Here is a 17,298-nt window from a genome sequence, read left to right on the forward strand (position 1 = left end):
GATCTTCCTCATTCGCCTCTGGGATAACGCTTGGAATCCTCGAGGATGTCGAGGTTCATGTGGTTGCGCATGTAACGTTCGGATGCCTTTTGTAGCGGCTGGTGGTCCCACGGGTAATAGGCGCCGTTGCGCAGCGCCTCGTAAACCACCCAGCGTCGTGCCTGGCTTTCACGCACCGCGGCATCGAAGGCGGCCATGTTCCACTTGGCTTTCCGCTTCGCCCGGAAACCTTCAAGCACGTCGGCAAAGGCGGGATCTGTCGCCAGGTTGTTCAACTCCAGCGGATCGCGCTCCAGGTCAAACAGCTGTTCCGGATCAAGTTCGCAGTGGATGTATTTCCACTTGCCCTCGCGAATACCGACAAGCGGCGCATAGGATGCTTCCGCCGCATATTCCATCAGCACCGGCTCGGTGCGTTCAATCCCGTTCATCATCCCCTTGAGGCTCATCCCGTCCGTCCAGGGAGCGATCTCGCCAATGTCGATGCCGGCAAGCTCACAAAGCGTCGGTGTCACGTCAAGATTGGACGTGGGCGTCTCATGGAGACCGGCGGGAACGCCGGGCCCGGCAACCACCAGCGGAACGCGCGCCGAGCCTTCAAAGAAGTTCATCTTGAACCACAATCCGCGCTCGCCCAGCATGTCGCCGTGGTCGGAGCAGAACAGGATATAGGTGTTGTCCAGCATCCGTGTGCGGGTCAGCGTGTCGATGAGCTCGCCGATCTTGTCATCGAGGTAGGAGATATTGGCGAAATAGGCCTGCCGCGAACGGCGGATGTTCTCATCCGTGATGTTGAAGCTCGCGTAATCGCAGGACGCCAGGATGCGCTCGGAATGCGGGTCCTGCTTGTCCAGCATGCCGACCTGCGGCATCAGGTGTTCGCAGTCGTTGTAGAGGTCCCAGTATTTGCGCCGCGCCACATAAGGGTCGTGCGGATGTGTGAAGGACACGGTGAGGCACCACGGCCGGCGTGCCTGGTCGTCGTTTTCCCGCGACAGCTGGTAGAGCTTCTGGTTGGCGAGGAAGGCGACCTCGTCGTCATATTCCATCTGGTTGGTGATCTCGGCAACACCGGCACCCGTTACCGAACCCATGTTGTGGTACCACCAGTCAATCCGCTCACCGGGCTTGCGATAATCCGGCGTCCAGCCGAAATCGGCCGGGTAGATGTCGGTCGTCAGCCGCTCCTCGAAACCGTGCAACTGGTCCGGCCCGACGAAATGCATCTTGCCCGACAGCGCCGTATAGTACCCGGCACGGCGCAGGTGGTGCGCATAGGTCGGAATGGAGGAGACGTATTCCGCGGCATTGTCATAAACGCTCGTGCGGCTCGGCAGTTGCCCGGCCATGAAGGAGGCGCGGGCAGGGGCGCATAGCGGAGAGGAGGTGTAGTTGTTGCGAAACCGCGCCGAACGGGCGGCCAGCGCCTTCAGGTGCGGCACATGCAGCCAGTCCGCCGGACCATCCGGGAAAAGCGTCCCGTTCAGCTGGTCGACCATGATGATGAGGATGTTCGGGCGCGACATGGGATTCGGTTCTTTCTGGGATATTGTTCCCACTCGTATTTTCCCCGGCGCCTGCAATCAAGGAATGAATGCGAACGGTGCTGTTCCAAAAGCGCAGGCTCTTGCCGATTGTACCGTAAGGCGGTACATTGGGACATGAGGAGAGCGGATGATCACAGGCTTCCGGGACACATGGCTCCACGACTTCTTTGTTCTCGACAAGCGGAACAAGAGGATCCCGGCCGACATCGAAAACAGGTTGTTTCGCAAGATCCAGATGATCGACGATGCGGTCAGCGACCAGGACCTGCGGGTGCCGCCCAGCAACCACTTCGAGAAGCTTCGCGGGTCGTTGGATGGCTTCTGTTCGATCCGCGTGAACAGGCAATGGCGGTTGGTCTTCCGATGGGATGGAGCAAGAGGCGAGGCCTCGGAACTCTATCTCGATGACCATAGCTATAGATGAGGACGATACAGTGTTGATGACGAAGCGAAAGCCCGCCTCTGTCGGAGAAATCCTGGTGAGCGAATTCATGGAGCCGATGGGGCTGACGCAGACGGCGCTGGCCGAGGCCATGGGCGTTCCGCGCAAACATGTAAACGAGCTGTGCAACGACCGTCGCGCGGTCACTGCACCGACAGCGCTTATCCTTGCGCGGGTTTTCGGAAACAGCCCGGACTTCTGGCTCAATATCCAGCGCCGGACGGAGCTTTGGGCGGCGATGAATGATCCAAAGGAAGTGCAGCGGATCGACCGTGCGCGACCCATCCACAAGGCTGCCTGATCACAGCCTCCCAACCCACGGCCCGCGCAAAATAACGCAGCGGCGCAACGTCGCCTTTTTTCTCGAGCCCCGCCGTCCTAGATCTGGGCGGACATGAAGGGAGAATTCCATGCCGCTGCCACAGGAAATGCGTTACGTCGACCTGCCATCCTTCGGCGCACCCGAGGTGATGACGCTCGCCAGGGGGCCGTTGCCGACGCCAAAGCCCGGCGAGATCCTGGTGAGGGTGGAGGCGGCGGGCGTCAACCGGCCGGATGTGGCGCAGCGGCAGGGCAATTATCCGCCGCCGAAGGATGCAAGCCCGGTGCTTGGCCTTGAAATCGCCGGCGAAGTGGTGGCGCTCGGCGAGGGTGTTTCCGATTTCAAGGTCGGCGACAAGGTCTGCGCCCTCGCAAACGGCGGCGGTTATGCCGAATATTGCGTGGTGCCGACCGGCCAGGCGCTGCCCTGGCCGAAGGGTTATGATGCCGTGAAAGCGGCGGCGGTCCCGGAAACCTTCTTCACCGTCTGGGCAAACCTTTTCCAGATGGCAGGCCTCACCGAAGGCGAAAGCGTACTGATCCACGGCGGCTCGAGCGGCATCGGCACCACCGCGATCCAGCTCGCCAAGGCCTTTGGCGCGACAGTTTACACAACGGCGGGCTCGGCGGAGAAATGCGCCGCTTGCGAAAAGCTCGGCGCCACGAAAGCGATCAACTACAAGACAGGGGATTTCGTCGAGGTCGTGAAGGCTGAGACCGGCGGCAAGGGCGTCGATGTCGTGCTCGACATGATCGGCGCGGGCTATTTCGAGAAGAACCTCTCCGTGCTCGCCAAGGATGGCTGCCTGTCGATCATCGCCTTCCTGGGGGGTGCAAAGGCCGAGACGGTGAACCTCACGCCGATCATGGTGAAGCGGCTGACGGTGACGGGATCCACGATGCGTCCGCGCACGGCCGAGGAAAAGCGGGCCATCCGCGATGAACTCGTCGCCCAGGTCTGGCCGCTCCTGGAGGAGGGCAAGGTGGCGCCGGTCATCCACTCGGTCATGAAGATCGATGATGTCGTGGAGGCCCACCGCCTGATGGAAACGAGCAGCCATATCGGCAAGATCGTCATGACGGTGGCCTGAGGGGTCTTGAGGGTTTGGGAAGGAGATTCGGGAAGCCTGCGCATGCTAACCCCAGCCCGGCCAGTCGCAACTCAAATAGTTTCGAAGGTGGTAATATAACGTGCCTTGCATACACGCGGGCCCACACCTATCTTGGGATCATGTTCAACGTAACGAAAGGAAGGTGATCCAATGTCTAGTGAGATTTCGGTCTGCGCAGCGGGCAATGGAAAGGTGTTGGTCTTGACGGGGCAGCCCTCGGCCTGAACCTCATCTTCCTTCGGACCGTTGAGAAACGGCCCGGGTTCGTAAACCGGACCAAACTCATGGAAGGGTCGCCTCGGCGGCCCTTTTCCGTTTCTGCATCCATCTTGCTCAGGCCTCGCGACACTGATCCAGTTCAACCGAACCTATGCATGCTGAGCATGGGTGCGCTGATGAGCGAGCGCTACGGGAAAACCGTCTCCTGGAGTATAAGAAAGCCATCGAAGCAACGGGGCGCCAGGAATAGGCAGCCGGCTTCGAAAGCCCAGGAAAGGTGACAAAGATGAACGTGGCACGCAAGCTCAGCAATTGGCGCAAGTACCGTCAGACTGTTGCGGAACTCGGTCGTCTGACGCCGCGCGAACTGCAGGATGTCGGCATCGATCCGACGAACATCCGCGGTTTTGCCCGGACTGTTAACGGCCTCTGATCAATAAACAGGCATACGTCTTGTCAAACGCCCGCCTTGACGCGGGCGTTTTGCATTTCTGCGGTAGGTTCAAACGCCGATCCGTCCCAGTGCCGGGATCTTGATGCCCGGACGCGCCAAGTCCAGCCCGGCCACCAGTCCGAGCAAATGCACCTCAAAGCCGCTGCGCTGGCCAAGCGATACACCGAGCAGACCGCGGAGCGTGATGTGGAGGTCGCGCCAGTCGTCGTCGACATGGACGAATTGGCCGTTCGGCAGGTAATCGCGCCCCACCGCATGCGGCGGCAGCACGGCGCCGATCTCCGGCACGGTTCGCAGCACGAAGGCTACGAAGGTGTTGGAGTTCGGCCCTGGCCAGATCGTGTATCCACCGGGCTCGGCATAAGGGTAGGCGGCAATCGCTCCCTCGATCTTCGGGATCAGCAGTTCGGCCTTCGAACTCGTGACGGCGGCAACCAGTTGCGGCGGGTTTGAATACCAGTAGGCATCCGGTTCGCGGTGGTTGCGGCGGATCGGCGAGCCCCAGCCCACTTTGTCATAGCGGGTGTAGGTTGCCGCTCCCTTTTCCTTGGTGACGATCCAGGCATGGCTTGCCACCGCTCCCTTCAATCCTCCCGTCATCGCCGAAAAGATGTAGACGGCGGCGTCCTCGCTTTCGCTCGCCTTGGGCAGCAGACCGGCGGATGTCCAGCGGGCGTCGCTCCAGCGGCTCGGATGGTCCTGCACAGCCCAAAGACCCGCCGAAGCGAAGGTCGGCAGGAGGTAGACGATGAAGATGACGATCAGCAGCCGTTTTACGAATTTCATAAGCATTCCCGTGCAAGTCATGGACAAACCGGCTATTACCGGCGCCACCCCTTCATCTCATCATAGAATCCAGCGAAATCAGGACTGACCATGCAAAATCCCGTTACCGTGGAAGTGACCAGAGGCAAGCTCGTCGAAAGCCGTCATCGCGGCATGGGCATCGTCGTGGATGGTGATGGCAAGGTGGTCTTTTCGTTCGGCGATGCGGAAGCGGGCGTCTTCCCGCGTTCGGCCTGCAAGGCCATGCAGGCGCTGCCGCTCGTTGAAAGCGGTGCTGCGGACGCCTATGGTTTCGGCAATGCCGAACTCGCCTTCTCCTGCGCCTCCCATTCCGGCGAGGACCGGCATGTGGCGATGGCCGCTTCCATGCTGGCCAAGGCCGGCAAGGATGTCTCCGCGCTGGAATGCGGCGCGCATTGGTCCAGCGACCAGGCGACCGTGATCCACCAGGCCCGCACGATCGACAAGCCGAGCGCGCTCCACAACAACTGCTCGGGCAAACATTCCGGTTTTGTCTGCACCTGCGTCCACAGCGGCACCGATGTCGCCGGTTATGTGGGCTACGATCACCCGCTGCAGCGCGAGATCCGCGACGTCATGCAGAGCCTGACCGGCGCGATGCTCGGCGAAGACAACTGCGGCATTGATGGCTGCTCCATCCCGACCTATGCCGTGCCGCTGAAGGGCCTGGCGCATGGCTTTGCCAAGATGCTGACGGGGCAGGGGCTTTCCCAGACGCGCGCGGCGGCTTCGCGACGCCTGATGGAGGCCTGCATGGCCGAGCCCTTTTATGTCGCCGGCACCAACCGCGCCTGCACCAAGCTGATGGAACTTGCACCCGGCAAGATCTTCGCCAAGACCGGTGCCGAAGGCGTCTTCGTGGCCGCCCTGCCGGACCACGGTCTTGCCATGGCCGTCAAATGCGAAGACGGCACCACGCGTGCTGCCGAAGCGATGATCTTTGCGCTGATTGCCCGCTACTTCGAAAAGGGCAGTGAAACGCAGGAAAAGCTGATGTCGATGGCGAACCGCCAGATGCATAACTGGAACGGCTACCATGTCGGCGATGTGCGGGTGACAGACGCGCTCTTCGCATGATCCTCTGAACGAGGCTGCCTAGAGCCCAGGCGCGTGGTATGACAGGGGGGCAAGAGAAGGAGGATCTCGATGAACACCTTGTACTTTTCCCCTGGAAGCTGCGCGCTCGCGAGCCACATCGCACTTGCAGAGTCCGGTTTGCCCTATGAGATCCGCAAGGTGGATTTCGGCGCGAACGAACAGCGTTCGGAAGCCTACCTGAAGATCAATCCGAAGGGCCGCGTCCCGGCGCTTGTCACCGAACATGGCGTCGTCACCGAGACGGTCGCCATTCTCGCCTACATCGCCCAGCTGGCACCCGCTGCGAAGCTTGCACCGCTCGATGATCCCTTCCAATTCGCCAGGATGCAGGCCTTCAACGCCTATATGTCGTCGACCGTTCACGTCGCGCATGCGCACGGGCGCCGCGGTTACCGCTGGGCGGACCAGGATTCTTCCATCCAGGACATGAAGAACAAGCTGCCGCAGTCCATGCGCGACTGCTTCCGGTTGATCGAGGACGGCATGCTGGAAGCCCCCTATGTGCTTGGCGAACAATATTCCGTCGCCGATGCCTACCTCTTCGTCGTTTCAGGCTGGCTGAAGAGCGATGGCGTGGATATCGCTGAATTCCCGCGCGTCCAGGCCCACTATCAAAAGATGCGCGAACGGCCTGCGGTGCAGAAAGCGATCGCCGACGAAAAGGCGGCCTGAGGAGAGCCTTCAGGCGCAGCGCGACAGGTGCTGCATCGGGTGCGGAGCCTCTTGCTCCGCTTCCAGTTCCGGCCGGCGCGGCCATGGAAGGTCGGCCAGCTGCCGCATGTCCATGGAGCGGACCTCCGGGTGGTCGCCGGGATCGGGCATGACTGCGCTCACCGCGTGCGGTGCATTGAACAAACTGCTGATGTTGAAGAAAAACTTGAAGACGTTCATGACGTCACCTCGCAAATACCGTTTATTTGCAGGCTGATGATGCGCGCCGGCACGCGCTGAAGCAATCGACTTTCTCAGTCGCCTGTTATAGATTTTCTATATGAACAACCTGAACACGATCCACCTGAACGGCCTTCGGGCGATCGAGGCCGTGGCCCGTCTCGGTTCTCTCCAGGCCGCTGCCGCCGAGCTTGGCGTGTCGGTTGGCGCGGTCAGCCAGCAGGTGATCAAGGCGGAGATGCAGCTTGGTCATCCGGTCTTCCAGCGCCTTCCGAAGGGCATGGTCCCGGCGGATGCGGCGCGGCCGATGCTGGCGCGGCTGGCTGATGGTTTCCGGCAGTTGTCGGAAGCAGTGGCGCTGGGCAAGCAGCGCGATGAAAAGCTGCTGACGATCTCGGTCGCCCCGGTGTTCGCGGCGCGTTTCCTCGTCCATAGGCTCGACCGTTTTTCGGCGCGTCACCCGGAAATCCGCCTGCGGATCGAGGCCACGACAGCGATGGCGGACTTTGTGGCGGATGGCGTTGATCTCGGCATCCGCGTCGGGTCCGGCAAGTGGCCGGGCGTCGAGGCGGAGCTTCTCCTGCAGCAGTTCATCTTCCCGGTTTGCAGCCCAGCACTCGCGAACCGCCTGCAGCGCCCTGAAGACATCCTGGATCTGCCCGTCATCATTGATGGCAGCGGGATGTTCAGCTGGGATGTCTGGCTGCGGGCCGCCGGTGTCGAGCCGCGGCCGCTCGATGTACGGCACGTCTTCAACGAGGCGTCGCTCTGCCTGGACGCCACGATCGCAGGCGAGGGGGTGATGCTCGCCTGGCAAACGCTTGCCGCCTATCCGCTGAAGGAATGCAAGCTGGTGGAGCCCTTCGATATACGCGCCGCAACCGGTTTCGGTCACTATGTCGTAACGCCGTTGGGCATGCGCCAGCCGCCGAAGGTCAAGGCGTTCCACCAGTGGCTCAGGCAAGAGCTGGCGGAGCTTCAACCATCCGGCGGCTGACGAACTCGGATCAGGCCGGTTCTGCGTTCCGCTTCGCCCACATGTCCTGGTAGGCGGGGCGGCTCGTGCACCGCTCGTACCAGGCGTTGAGCGCCGGGCGGTTGGCGAACAGCGCTGCATGCCCGCGGGCATAACGCACGATTTCCGCGACATTGATGTCGGCTGCCGTAAACCGGTCGCCGACGAGGTAATCCGTCTTGGCGAAGTGTTCTTCCAGCCGGTCGAAAGGCCGTTCCAGGTTGCGCGCTGCATCCGCGACCTGCGCCTTGCCTTCCGCCGTGTCGGCCTTGGCGGACTGGATGTCGAGCGCCGAGGACTCGATGCTGGTGGCGGCAAATAAGGACCACTGGATCATCAGCGCCTCCTCGTTGACGTCCTTCGGTCCCAGACCGCCACCATACTTGCGGGCGAGGTAGAGCGAGATCGCCAGCGATTCATGCAGCACGAAGCCATCGTCATCGATCGACGGGATCGAGCCCATCGGGTTGACCTTGAGGAACTCCGGCGAGCGTGTGTTGACCGGCGCACCGGGCGCGTTGGGGTCGGGCAGGCGATAGGCCTGGATCACCGGCACATGCTCGAACGGCAGACCGATTTCTCCGGCAAGCCAAAGCGGTCTCGTCGCGCGCGACCGGTAAACGCCATAGATTCTCAGCATCAGTGTCTCCTCAGGTTCGCACGCAAGCTAATGGGGAAGAAGGCAGGACGGAAGATCAATGGCCGTTGGACGATCATGAAAGTTTTCGATAGGATAAACAGGCCTCGCAATGTTTGGAGACTATGGTGGCAGCCACGACATCGCTGAAGATAACCTTGCCGCTCGAGATGGCCGAACTGGTCAGGGCCAAGGTAGCGTCTGGCCGCTACGCCTCCGAGAGCGACGTCATTGCCGACAGCCTCCGCGCCCTTGCTGAAGACGATGCAGCCTTTGATCGTTGGCTGGTGGAAGACGTGGGGCCGACGGTTGACGCAATAGACGCCGGACGGGAGAAAACATACTCTCTTGAAGAAACGCGCGAACGCCTGCAATCCCGCATTTCCGGCATGGTCGCAGGCAAGGGATGAAATACGAGGTTCGTTTCTCGCAAAGGGCGGAAGACGACGTCGCAGAAATTCTCAGCTATATCGTTGAACGCGCAGGAGAGCAGGTGGCCCGGCGGTACGTCGACACGCTCGTCGACTACTGCATGTCCTTTGAAAACTTTCCTCACCGAGGCAGCCGCTCCGATGTCAGGCCGGGCTTGAGGCTCGTCGGGTTCCGGCGACGCGCGACGATCGCCTTCATCGTCCGAAACAACCGCGTTGTGATCGTCCGGATCTTCCATCGCGGGCGAAAGGTTGACCTAAAGGATCTGCCGTCACAGGCGGACTAACCCGCCCGGTTGTTCTCGATCGCCAGATGCGCAAAGCTCTCGACCGGGCTCGCGATGAGGTCGCGCGTTGCCGGCGCCTTCCAGCGATAACCGATGATGGCGCCGCGTTCGACCGACTGGAACAGGTTGTTGGCGATCAGCGCGTTGCCGGCACCCTCGACGACGGTGACCGCACAGCCGGTGCCGGCTTGGCGCACGACATTGCCGGTGACCGACACGTTCCTGAGGTATGGCCCGGAACCCACTGCCAAACCCCAGAGCGGCGCGTCTTCCACCGCATTGCCGCTGACCACAGTATCGGCCTCGACGCTGATGCCGACGCCGAAGATCGCTTCGTCCAGCACATATGGCCCGACGAGCCTCAGGTTGCGGACGATGTTGTTCACCACGGTGGCGAGCCGCCCGCCTTCGTTGAAGTTGACGACCGAGATGCCGTTCGCCGCGCCGTCGATGATGTTTCCGGAGATGATCGCGCCTTCGAAGGCGAACTCTGCATAGATCGCCGTCTCGCCTGAACGGAGGCACTGGTTGTTGACGATCTGCGCGTTGGAGGCGCTGTTTGCCCGGACCGCCGAAAAGGCGGAGTCGCTGATGTGGTTTCCCGACACGATCACGTTGTCGGCGCGAAAGAGGTTGATCGCATTGCCATATTGCCCGGTTCCGCCAAGGCTGGCGCCGGTGCGGGTGATCCGGTTGCCGGAAACGATCGTGCCGTCGCTGCCCTTGGCCGAGCGGTGGATCAGGATGCCGCCATTGCCGCAATCCTCCAGCACATTGCCGGTAACGGAAAGTCCGGAACTGTCGACGGCGAGGATGCCATAGTCGCCGGCACCCGAGATGCGGCTGCGTTCGATGCGCCCGCCGCAGCGCTCCAGGTTGAGCGCGTTTCTGCGCCCGCCATGGATCTCGCAGTTGTCGAGGGTGAGGCTGCCGACGCCGCGAAGGTGCAGAAGCGCTGGGCTCTCTTCGCCGGCTGTTCCGTCAATGACGAGGTTGGAAAGCTCGACCCGGCCTGCGCCATCGGCCCGCAACACGGGGCCGCCGCCTGCCTGTACCAGCCGCGAGGCACCCGCAACGCCGGTGATCCGCGCGCCATCCGGCAGTTGTAGGTCTGAAACAGGGTAATTTCCCGGCGGCAGCAAGACCGGCAGGTCCTGCCGCGCCGCCTGCGAAATGAGTTCTGCAAGCTTGCGCCCTTGGCGCGCGCCGCCGCCGGGTGTCACGCCGTGCTGGCTCGCATCGATCGCCCCGCGCAACTCGCCGCCAATCACTGGAGTGGCTTTTGCCGCGGAGGCGCGCCGGACGAACGGCGGAGCGCCCGCGGCCACGGTGGCTCCGGCCAACACCTGCAAAACCGAGCGTCTCGAGATCGTCCTCATCTTGCGCGTGCGTCCTCCATGGGTTCCCTGGGCGTCCACGGGCATTCTCGGCGCGAAAGCTTTTTAATCTCCAAATGCCACCCCGGAAGCGTTCAGAAAGGGCCCGAACGCCCGGATCTCCGGGACCAAGTGCGGCAATTTCTCGAACTTCTTAAAAAAGGAGAAGGAATTTTACTCCATCATGCGGACCTGAAAGCGGAAACACCGTGGCTTCCGGGACGAGAAGAGTGGATGGGATGGTCAAGCCCGTATCGCATGACAAGTCACTGACATTCGCAGTAGATCCTCTGGATAGCTCCTGGGCGCGCCTCGTCGATACCGCCACGGACAACAGCATGGATCCGCAGGCTGCCGCGGATGCTCTTCATATCCGCACACGTGTTCTTCTCGATCAGCTTCCGGATTTCATCTACGTCAAGGACAGGCGCAGCCGCTTCGTCTTCGCCAACAAGGCAGCCAGCCGGCTGGTGAGCTTCGCCAGCGGCAACGTGATTGGCCTGACGGATTTCGACCTGCTCGAGCTTGGCTGCGCCAAGGAAACCTTCCTTGCCGAACAGGACCTGATGTCGAGTGGGACGGCCTACGAGAACCGTGAAGAGCGTATCACGCTCGCGGACGAGCGCACGCTGTGGCTGACCACCTCCAAGACGCCGCTGCGCAATGATGCGGGCGAGATTATTGGTCTTGTCGGTATTTCGCGGGATATCACCGAACGCAAGCGCCAGGACGCCCGCCGCCATGGCCATGCGAGACTGCTCGAGATGATCGCGCGCGGCCAGCCGCTGCAGACGGTGCTTGATGCGCTCGTCTCGACCGTCGAGGACGAACTCGATGAGATCACCGCCTCCTTCCTGCTGCTCGACGAGCAGAACCAGAGGCTGCGCCATGGCGCAACGACCCGCCTGCCACCGGCCTACGTCAAGGCGATCGACGGGCTTGAGGTCGGACCGAAGGTCGGTTCCTGCGGCACCGCTGCCTGGCGGCGCGCGCCTGTTTTCGTCCGTGATGTGCTGGAAGATCCGCTCTGGTCGGATTTTCGCGAACTCGCGGTGTTGTTCGGTTTCCGCTCCTGCTGGTCCACTCCGATCATGAGCCCGGATGGGCGCGTCCTCGGCACCTTCGGCCTTTATTCGAATACGCCGCGCGAGCCGACCGCGCTTGAGCTGGAACTGACCGCCATGGCGACCGACCTTGCCGGCATCGCCATCGAGCGGGCGCGTGCCGAAGAGCGCATCCAGCATATGGCTCATCACGACCCGCTGACGGGCCTTCCCAACCGCGCCCTGTTCTGGACCCAGTTCGCCCGCGCCCTGCATGAAGGCCGCCGCGAAGGCCGCAAGATCACGGTTGCCTATATCGACGTCGACAATTTCAAGCAGATCAACGATGGGCTCGGCCATGCCGCCGGCGACGAGGTGCTGAAGGCGCTTGCCCACCGCATGTCGAGTTGCATCCGCGCCAGTGATCTGCTCGCGCGCCTGGGCGGCGATGAATTCGCCATCGTCTTCAGCAACATCACCCATGACGAGGCCGGCGTCATCCGTCGCCTGCAGGAACTGCGGCTTGCGGTGGCTCGGCCGATCGAGGTCGAGGGCGACAGCATCCAGGCAACCTGCAGCATGGGCGTTGCCTTCTTCCCACAGGATGGTGATACGCCGGAAACGCTTCTCGCCCGCGCAGACCGCGCGATGTACGAGGCAAAACATGAAGGCAAGGACAGGCTTCGCGTGTCCGAGCCCGGCGCGCCGCCCATCGTTCCGGCCTGATCCTGGTCAGTCCTTGGGCTCTGCCCGCTGTTCCTGCGCCTTTTCCGCCTGCAGGTAGATCGACTCGAAATCGCAGATGAACTTCTCGAAAAGCGTCGAGAAGGCTTCGAGCTCGTCTTCGTCCCAGTCTTCCAGCACGCCGGTGAGCAGCGTGCGCTTCACCGCCCGGATTTCCGCCAGCAGCGTATCGCCAAACTCGGTGCGCACCACCAGCGACCGCCGGCCATCCTCCTGAGAGGCTTCCCGCCTGAGGATGCCGCGGCCAACGAGGTCGGCCACGAGACGGCTGCCGCGCGACGGGTCGATGCGCAGCACCTCCGCAATTGCACCGACGGTGATTTCGCCCTCGATACGGCGCATGGCGTCGAGCACGTCGAGATGCGAGATGTCGAGCCCCGGCGCGATATTGGCAAGCGCGGTGCGGCCGATGATCCGCCGCCCGATGAGCAGTCGCATGCGCGCCAAGAGGTCGCCGATACGCGCGGTGCGGTCCGGATGGCTCTCTTTCCTGGCTCTGAGGGCAGATGACATGGTCATGCCGGCAACGCTACAGCATGCGGCACCAGATTTCCATCATCTTGTGCGGTAATCATGCGAGTGCGATTGACATTTATGTGCGGCGCGCACATAAATTGCGCTCACAACGGATTACTCCCATGGATATGACCCAATCGGCGCCGGCGCCGCTCGTCACCGACCCGCGTCAGCGCTTGGTGGTGTTCCTGTTCCTGCTCACCTCGCTCTTCATGGCCACGCTCGACAACCAGATCGTGTCGACGGCACTGCCCACGATTGTCGGCGAGTTCGGCGAGCTTGAGCGCTTCGGCTGGATCGGCTCCGCTTACCTCCTCGCCATGAGCGCGGTGATGCCGATCTACGGCAAGCTGGGCGACCTGTTCGGCCGCAAATACATCATCCTCGTCGCGATCACGCTGTTTGCCTTCGGCTCCGTGCTTTGCGGTTTTGCATGGTCGATGAACTCGCTGATCGCTGCCCGCGTCATCCAGGGTTTTGGCGGCGGCGGCATCATGGTGTCGATCTTCTCCATCAATGCCGACCTGTTCGAGCCGCGCGAGCGGGCGAAGTATCAGAGCTATACGAGCCTGGTCATCATGGCGTCGAGCAGCCTTGGGCCCATCCTCGGCGGCACGATGAGCGATCTTTTCGGCTGGCGGTCGATCTTCCTCATCAACGTGCCGATCGGCATCATCGCTGTCACGGGGCTCATCCTGATGCTTCCCTACCGGCGTCCGACCCGCAAGCCGAAGATCGATTACCTCGGCGCGCTGTTCCTTGCCGGCACGACCTGCTCGGTTGTGCTCTGGGCCGATAGCGGCCAGATCTTCGGCTCGCTGATCGGGCGCGAGGCGCTGATGATCATCGCGCTCGGCGCCGTCAGCGCCTGCATCTGGCTTTTCGTGGAATCGCGCGCGCCTGAACCGATCGTGCCGCTGACGCTTTTCCGAGACTCCACCTTCACGCTGTTCCTCATCGTTTCGCTGATGACCGGCGGCGTGGCGATCGGCATGGTGAACTACATCGCGCTCTACCTGCAGATGACGAGCGGGCTGACACCCATCGCAGCCGGACTGTTCTTCATGTGCAGCACCGTCGGGATCGTGATTGGTTCGATGTCGGCTGGCCGGCTGATTTCCCGCACCGGCCGCTACAAGCCGTTCTCCGTGCTTGGCCTCACCATCAATGTCATCTCGCTGGCGCTGATGTCGCAGTTGCATGCCGGTTCGCCGCTCCTCCTCGTCGGCATCCTCATGGCCTTCCAGGGATTGGCGATCGGTTTCGGCCAGCAGGCGCCGATCATCGGCGTGCAGAACAGCGCCCCGCGTGGCGATGTCGGTGCTGCGACGGGTGCCGTGACGCTGACCCGCATGGGCGGAGCGGCGATCGCCATCTCGATCTATGGCGCGATCATCGGGTCGAATGTCGCGCATGTTGATCTCGGCTTGCCCGGCGGCATCAACCTGTCGGAGTTGACGCCAAAGGTGCTGAGTGAACTGCCCGACGAGACGCGCCAACTGATCGGCCAGGTCTATCAAGGTGCCTTCGAGACGCTCTTCCTCACGGCTGCAACGATTGCCAGCCTGGGACTCATCGCGGCGCTGTTCCTCAAGAATGTCCGGCTGCCTGTCGCCACCGACCGGCGCGCCTGATGCATCTTTGAAACTCCCGCTCATGCCCTATCTGTGAAGGGCATGAAACCTGAGGCCCTGCTTCATCCAACCCCCGCCGGGCTGTTCTGCCCCATCGGCCGCTTTCATGTTGATCCTGTCCGTCCGGTGGAACGGGCGCTGATCACCCATGGCCATTCCGACCATGCGCGCTCTGGCCACGGCCATGTGCTCGCCACCCGCCAGACGCTCGACATCATGCGCATCCGCTACGGCGAAGATTTCTGCAGCTCGGAGCAGGCGGCAGCGTTCGGGGAAGAGATAGACGTCAACGGCGTGCGCGTCAGTTTCCACCCGGCGGGCCATGTGCTGGGTTCGGCGCAGATCGCGATCGAGCGCGACGGCCTGCGCATCGTCGTTTCGGGCGATTACAAGCGCGGCGTCGATCCCACCTGCGCGCCCTTCGTGCCGGTTGCCTGCGATATCTTCATCACCGAAGCGACTTTCGGCCTGCCGGTCTTCCACCATCCGGATCCGAAGGAGGAGGTGGGAAAACTCTTTACCTCGATCGAGCAGTTTCCGGAGCGTAGCCACCTGGTGGGCGCCTATGCGCTCGGCAAGGCGCAGCGTGTCATCCGGCTGATCCGCGATTGCGGGTACGACAAGCCGATCTTCATCCACGGCGCGCTTGCGAAACTCTGCGACTACTACGTGAGCCAGGGCATCGACCTTGGCGAAATCCGCCCGGCCACCGTCGAAAAGAGCAATCCCGAAGCCTTCAAGGGTGCGGTCATCGTCGGCCCGCCCTCCGCCTTCCAGGAGCGCTGGGCGCGCCGCTTCAACGAACCGATGATCTGTTTTGCCTCCGGCTGGATGATGGTGCGCCAGCGCGCCAAGCAGGGCGGTGTGGAACTGCCGCTGGTGATTTCCGATCACTGCGATTGGCCCGAGCTGCTCGACACAATCAACGAGATCAAGCCCGCCGAGGTGTGGGTGACCCACGGCCGCGAGGAAGCGCTTGTACGCTGGTGCGAGCTGCAGGGCATCCCGGCGCGGCCACTGCATCTGGTCGGTTACGAAGACGAGGGGGATTGATGAAAGCCTTCGCGACACTTCTCGACCGCCTCGTGCTCACGCCGTCCCGGAACGGCAAGCTGAAGCTGCTCGCCGATTATTTCCGCGATACACCCGATCCCGATCGTGGTTATGGCCTTGCAGCCCTTGCGGGCGCACTGGATCTCAAGAGCGTCAAGCCCGCCATGCTGCGCGAACTCGTGCTCGAACGCCTTGATCCGGTGCTCTTCCAGTATTCCTACGATTACGTCGGTGACCTTGCCGAAACGATCGCGCTTGTCTGGGATGGTGGCCGCAAGGAGCGGGTGGATGACAGCCACCAGCCGCGGCTGAGCGAGGTGGTGACGCGCATGAACTCGCTCGGGCGCCTCGAAGTCCGCGGCGCAGTGCGCGACCTCCTAGATCAGCTTGACCCGTCGAGCCGCTTTGCTTTCCTCAAACTCGCCACCGGGTCGCTGCGCATCGGCGTTTCCGCCCGGCTTGCCAAGCAGGCGCTGTCGGACATGAGCGGCCTGGGCGACAACAAGCGCGACGTCACCGAGATCGAGACCCTGTGGCACGGCCTTGCACCGCCATACGAGGCGCTGTTCGCCTGGCTCGAGGGCAAGGGCGAAAAGCCGGTGCTTGCCACGCCAGCGATCTTCCATTCCGTCATGCTCGCCAATCCGGTGGAGGAGGGGGATCTCGCCAAGCTCGATCCGAAGGACTACGCCGCCGAATGGAAGTGGGACGGCATCCGGGTGCAGATGTCGAGCTTTGGCGGCACCCGCAAACTCTATTCCCGCTCCGGCGACGACATCACCAATGCCTTTCCGGACGTCGTCGAGGCGATCAACTTCGAAGGCGTCATCGACGGCGAATTGCTGGTCGGCGGCACAACGCGCTCCAACAGCCCGACGCGCACATTCTCTGACCTGCAGCAGCGGTTGAACCGCAAGACGGTCAACAACAAGATGCTGGATGAATATCCGGCCTTCGTGCGCAGCTACGACCTCCTGTTCGAGCGGGACGAGGATGTCCGAGCGGAAGGTTTCTTGGAGCGGCGGAAGCGCCTCGCCGAGCTGATCGAGCGTGCCCCGCACGACCGTTTCGACCTGTCGCAGCTCGTGCCCTTCTCCACCTGGGAGGAACTGGACCAACTGCGCCTCGCGCCACCGGATCCGGTGATCGAAGGGGTAATGATCAAGCGCAAGGACAGTGTCTACCAGGCCGGACGCCTCAAGGGGCCGTGGTTCAAGTGGAAGCGCGATCCCTATAATATCGACGCGGTGATGCTCTATGCCCAGCGCGGCCACGGCAAGCGTTCCAGCTATTATTCCGATTTCACCTTTGGTGTCTGGGCCGATACGCCGAACGGGCAGGAACTCGTTCCGGTCGGCAAGGCCTATTTCGGCTTCACCGATGCCGAACTCGAAGTGCTGGACAAGTTCGTGCGCGACAATACGGTGGAACGCTTCGGCCCGGTGCGGGCGGTGCGCGCCGAACCCGATTTCGGTTTCGTGCTTGAAGTCGCCTTCGAGGGCATCAACCGTTCCACCCGCCACAAGTCCGGTGTCGCCATGCGTTTTCCCCGCATTGCGAGGCTGCGCACCGACAAGCTCCCGCGCGATGCAGACCGGCTCGCCGCCCTGACGGCGATGGTCGAAGCACGCGAGTCTTGACCTCGTGCTGCACTGCCACATCTCACATCGC

At 62.4% G+C, this 17,298-nt stretch carries 19 protein-coding genes; 13 read left to right on the plus strand and 6 right to left on the minus strand.

Annotation, left to right across the window (positions count from 1 at the left end; translation table 11 throughout):
• Nucleotides 1-8 precede the first annotated feature (8 nt).
• Complete coding sequence (betC, locus tag CYG48_RS02510) at nt 9-1,526, minus strand: choline-sulfatase (RefSeq protein WP_118848935.1); 1,518 nt, start codon at nt 1,524-1,526, stop codon at nt 9-11.
• Between the two features lie 148 nt (nt 1,527-1,674).
• On the opposite strand from betC, the gene CYG48_RS02515 reads away from it, so the two are divergent.
• The 4 genes from CYG48_RS02515 to CYG48_RS02530 all read left to right on the plus strand — a co-directional run bounded on the left by CYG48_RS02515 (nt 1,675) and on the right by CYG48_RS02530 (nt 4,074).
• On the plus strand, nt 1,675-1,971 hold the full coding sequence (locus CYG48_RS02515) for a type II toxin-antitoxin system RelE/ParE family toxin (RefSeq protein ID WP_118848936.1): 297 nt from the start codon (nt 1,675-1,677) through the stop codon (nt 1,969-1,971).
• Nucleotides 1,972-1,981: 10 nt separating this feature from the next.
• Nucleotides 1,982-2,290 (plus strand): HigA family addiction module antitoxin, encoded by a 309-nt coding sequence (locus CYG48_RS02520; protein ID WP_118848937.1) that lies wholly within the window; start codon nt 1,982-1,984, stop codon nt 2,288-2,290.
• Nucleotides 2,291-2,399: 109 nt separating this feature from the next.
• Nucleotides 2,400-3,401, plus strand: coding sequence for an NAD(P)H-quinone oxidoreductase (locus tag CYG48_RS02525; RefSeq protein ID WP_199925194.1), 1,002 nt, complete (start codon nt 2,400-2,402; stop codon nt 3,399-3,401).
• Between the two features lie 526 nt (nt 3,402-3,927).
• Nucleotides 3,928-4,074 (plus strand): DUF1127 domain-containing protein, encoded by a 147-nt coding sequence (locus CYG48_RS02530; protein ID WP_118848938.1) that lies wholly within the window; start codon nt 3,928-3,930, stop codon nt 4,072-4,074.
• A 69-nt stretch (nt 4,075-4,143) separates the two neighbouring features.
• Here CYG48_RS02530 and CYG48_RS02535 read toward each other — a convergent pair whose 3' ends face one another.
• The gene (locus CYG48_RS02535; RefSeq protein ID WP_118851453.1) at nt 4,144-4,881 is read right to left on the minus strand and encodes a DUF3750 domain-containing protein; all 738 of its coding nucleotides are present in this window, start codon (nt 4,879-4,881) and stop codon (nt 4,144-4,146) included.
• A 90-nt stretch (nt 4,882-4,971) separates the two neighbouring features.
• Between CYG48_RS02535 and CYG48_RS02540 the strand changes: the two genes are divergently transcribed.
• Together CYG48_RS02540 and CYG48_RS02545 are read left to right on the plus strand one after the other, a co-directional pair.
• Nucleotides 4,972-5,979, plus strand: coding sequence for an asparaginase (locus CYG48_RS02540; RefSeq protein WP_118848939.1), 1,008 nt, complete (start codon nt 4,972-4,974; stop codon nt 5,977-5,979).
• A 69-nt stretch (nt 5,980-6,048) separates the two neighbouring features.
• Nucleotides 6,049-6,672, plus strand: a complete 624-nt coding sequence (locus CYG48_RS02545; protein WP_118848940.1) for a glutathione S-transferase family protein — start codon at nt 6,049-6,051, stop codon at nt 6,670-6,672.
• A gap of 9 nt (nt 6,673-6,681) precedes the next feature.
• On the opposite strand, the gene CYG48_RS02550 is transcribed toward CYG48_RS02545, so the two are convergent.
• Nucleotides 6,682-6,891: a hypothetical protein gene (locus CYG48_RS02550; protein WP_118848941.1), complete on the minus strand. Its 210-nt coding sequence runs from the start codon at nt 6,889-6,891 to the stop codon at nt 6,682-6,684.
• 100 nt (nt 6,892-6,991) lie between these two features.
• Between CYG48_RS02550 and CYG48_RS02555 the strand changes: the two genes are divergently transcribed.
• Nucleotides 6,992-7,888: a LysR substrate-binding domain-containing protein gene (locus tag CYG48_RS02555; protein ID WP_118848942.1), complete on the plus strand. Its 897-nt coding sequence runs from the start codon at nt 6,992-6,994 to the stop codon at nt 7,886-7,888.
• 10 nt (nt 7,889-7,898) lie between these two features.
• On the opposite strand, the gene CYG48_RS02560 is transcribed toward CYG48_RS02555, so the two are convergent.
• Nucleotides 7,899-8,546: a glutathione S-transferase family protein gene (locus CYG48_RS02560; RefSeq protein ID WP_118848943.1), complete on the minus strand. Its 648-nt coding sequence runs from the start codon at nt 8,544-8,546 to the stop codon at nt 7,899-7,901.
• A 125-nt stretch (nt 8,547-8,671) separates the two neighbouring features.
• On the opposite strand from CYG48_RS02560, the gene CYG48_RS02565 reads away from it, so the two are divergent.
• Nucleotides 8,672-8,953, plus strand: a complete 282-nt coding sequence (locus tag CYG48_RS02565) for a ribbon-helix-helix domain-containing protein (protein WP_245450394.1) — start codon at nt 8,672-8,674, stop codon at nt 8,951-8,953.
• Entirely contained in the window at nt 8,950-9,261 is a 312-nt protein-coding gene (locus CYG48_RS02570; RefSeq protein ID WP_118848945.1) for a type II toxin-antitoxin system RelE/ParE family toxin, read from the plus strand. Before CYG48_RS02565 ends, CYG48_RS02570 begins: the two co-directional genes overlap by 4 nt.
• Here the strand turns inward: CYG48_RS02570 and CYG48_RS02575 are convergent.
• Nucleotides 9,258-10,640, minus strand: coding sequence for a TIGR03808 family TAT-translocated repetitive protein (locus CYG48_RS02575; RefSeq protein WP_118848946.1), 1,383 nt, complete (start codon nt 10,638-10,640; stop codon nt 9,258-9,260). The two genes, CYG48_RS02570 and CYG48_RS02575, sit on opposite strands and share 4 nt — an antisense overlap.
• A gap of 236 nt (nt 10,641-10,876) precedes the next feature.
• Between CYG48_RS02575 and CYG48_RS02580 the strand changes: the two genes are divergently transcribed.
• Entirely contained in the window at nt 10,877-12,406 is a 1,530-nt protein-coding gene (locus tag CYG48_RS02580) for a sensor domain-containing protein (protein WP_118848947.1), read from the plus strand.
• 6 nt (nt 12,407-12,412) lie between these two features.
• On the opposite strand, the gene CYG48_RS02585 is transcribed toward CYG48_RS02580, so the two are convergent.
• Nucleotides 12,413-12,943: a MarR family winged helix-turn-helix transcriptional regulator gene (locus CYG48_RS02585; RefSeq protein WP_118848948.1), complete on the minus strand. Its 531-nt coding sequence runs from the start codon at nt 12,941-12,943 to the stop codon at nt 12,413-12,415.
• Between the two features lie 119 nt (nt 12,944-13,062).
• On the opposite strand from CYG48_RS02585, the gene CYG48_RS02590 reads away from it, so the two are divergent.
• The 3 genes from CYG48_RS02590 to CYG48_RS02600 are packed head-to-tail and all read left to right on the plus strand — an operon-like array spanning nt 13,063 to nt 17,267.
• Nucleotides 13,063-14,574, plus strand: coding sequence for an MDR family MFS transporter (locus CYG48_RS02590; protein ID WP_118848949.1), 1,512 nt, complete (start codon nt 13,063-13,065; stop codon nt 14,572-14,574).
• Between the two features lie 42 nt (nt 14,575-14,616).
• Nucleotides 14,617-15,627, plus strand: coding sequence for a ligase-associated DNA damage response exonuclease (locus CYG48_RS02595; RefSeq protein WP_118848950.1), 1,011 nt, complete (start codon nt 14,617-14,619; stop codon nt 15,625-15,627).
• Nucleotides 15,627-17,267 (plus strand): cisplatin damage response ATP-dependent DNA ligase, encoded by a 1,641-nt coding sequence (locus CYG48_RS02600; protein WP_118848951.1) that lies wholly within the window; start codon nt 15,627-15,629, stop codon nt 17,265-17,267. Before CYG48_RS02595 ends, CYG48_RS02600 begins: the two co-directional genes overlap by 1 nt.
• Nucleotides 17,268-17,298: the final 31 nt, after the last annotated feature.

The organism is Neorhizobium sp. SOG26 (assembly GCF_003491345.1).
In the GTDB taxonomy this organism is placed as follows: Bacteria; Pseudomonadota; Alphaproteobacteria; order Rhizobiales; family Rhizobiaceae; genus Neorhizobium; species Neorhizobium turbinariae.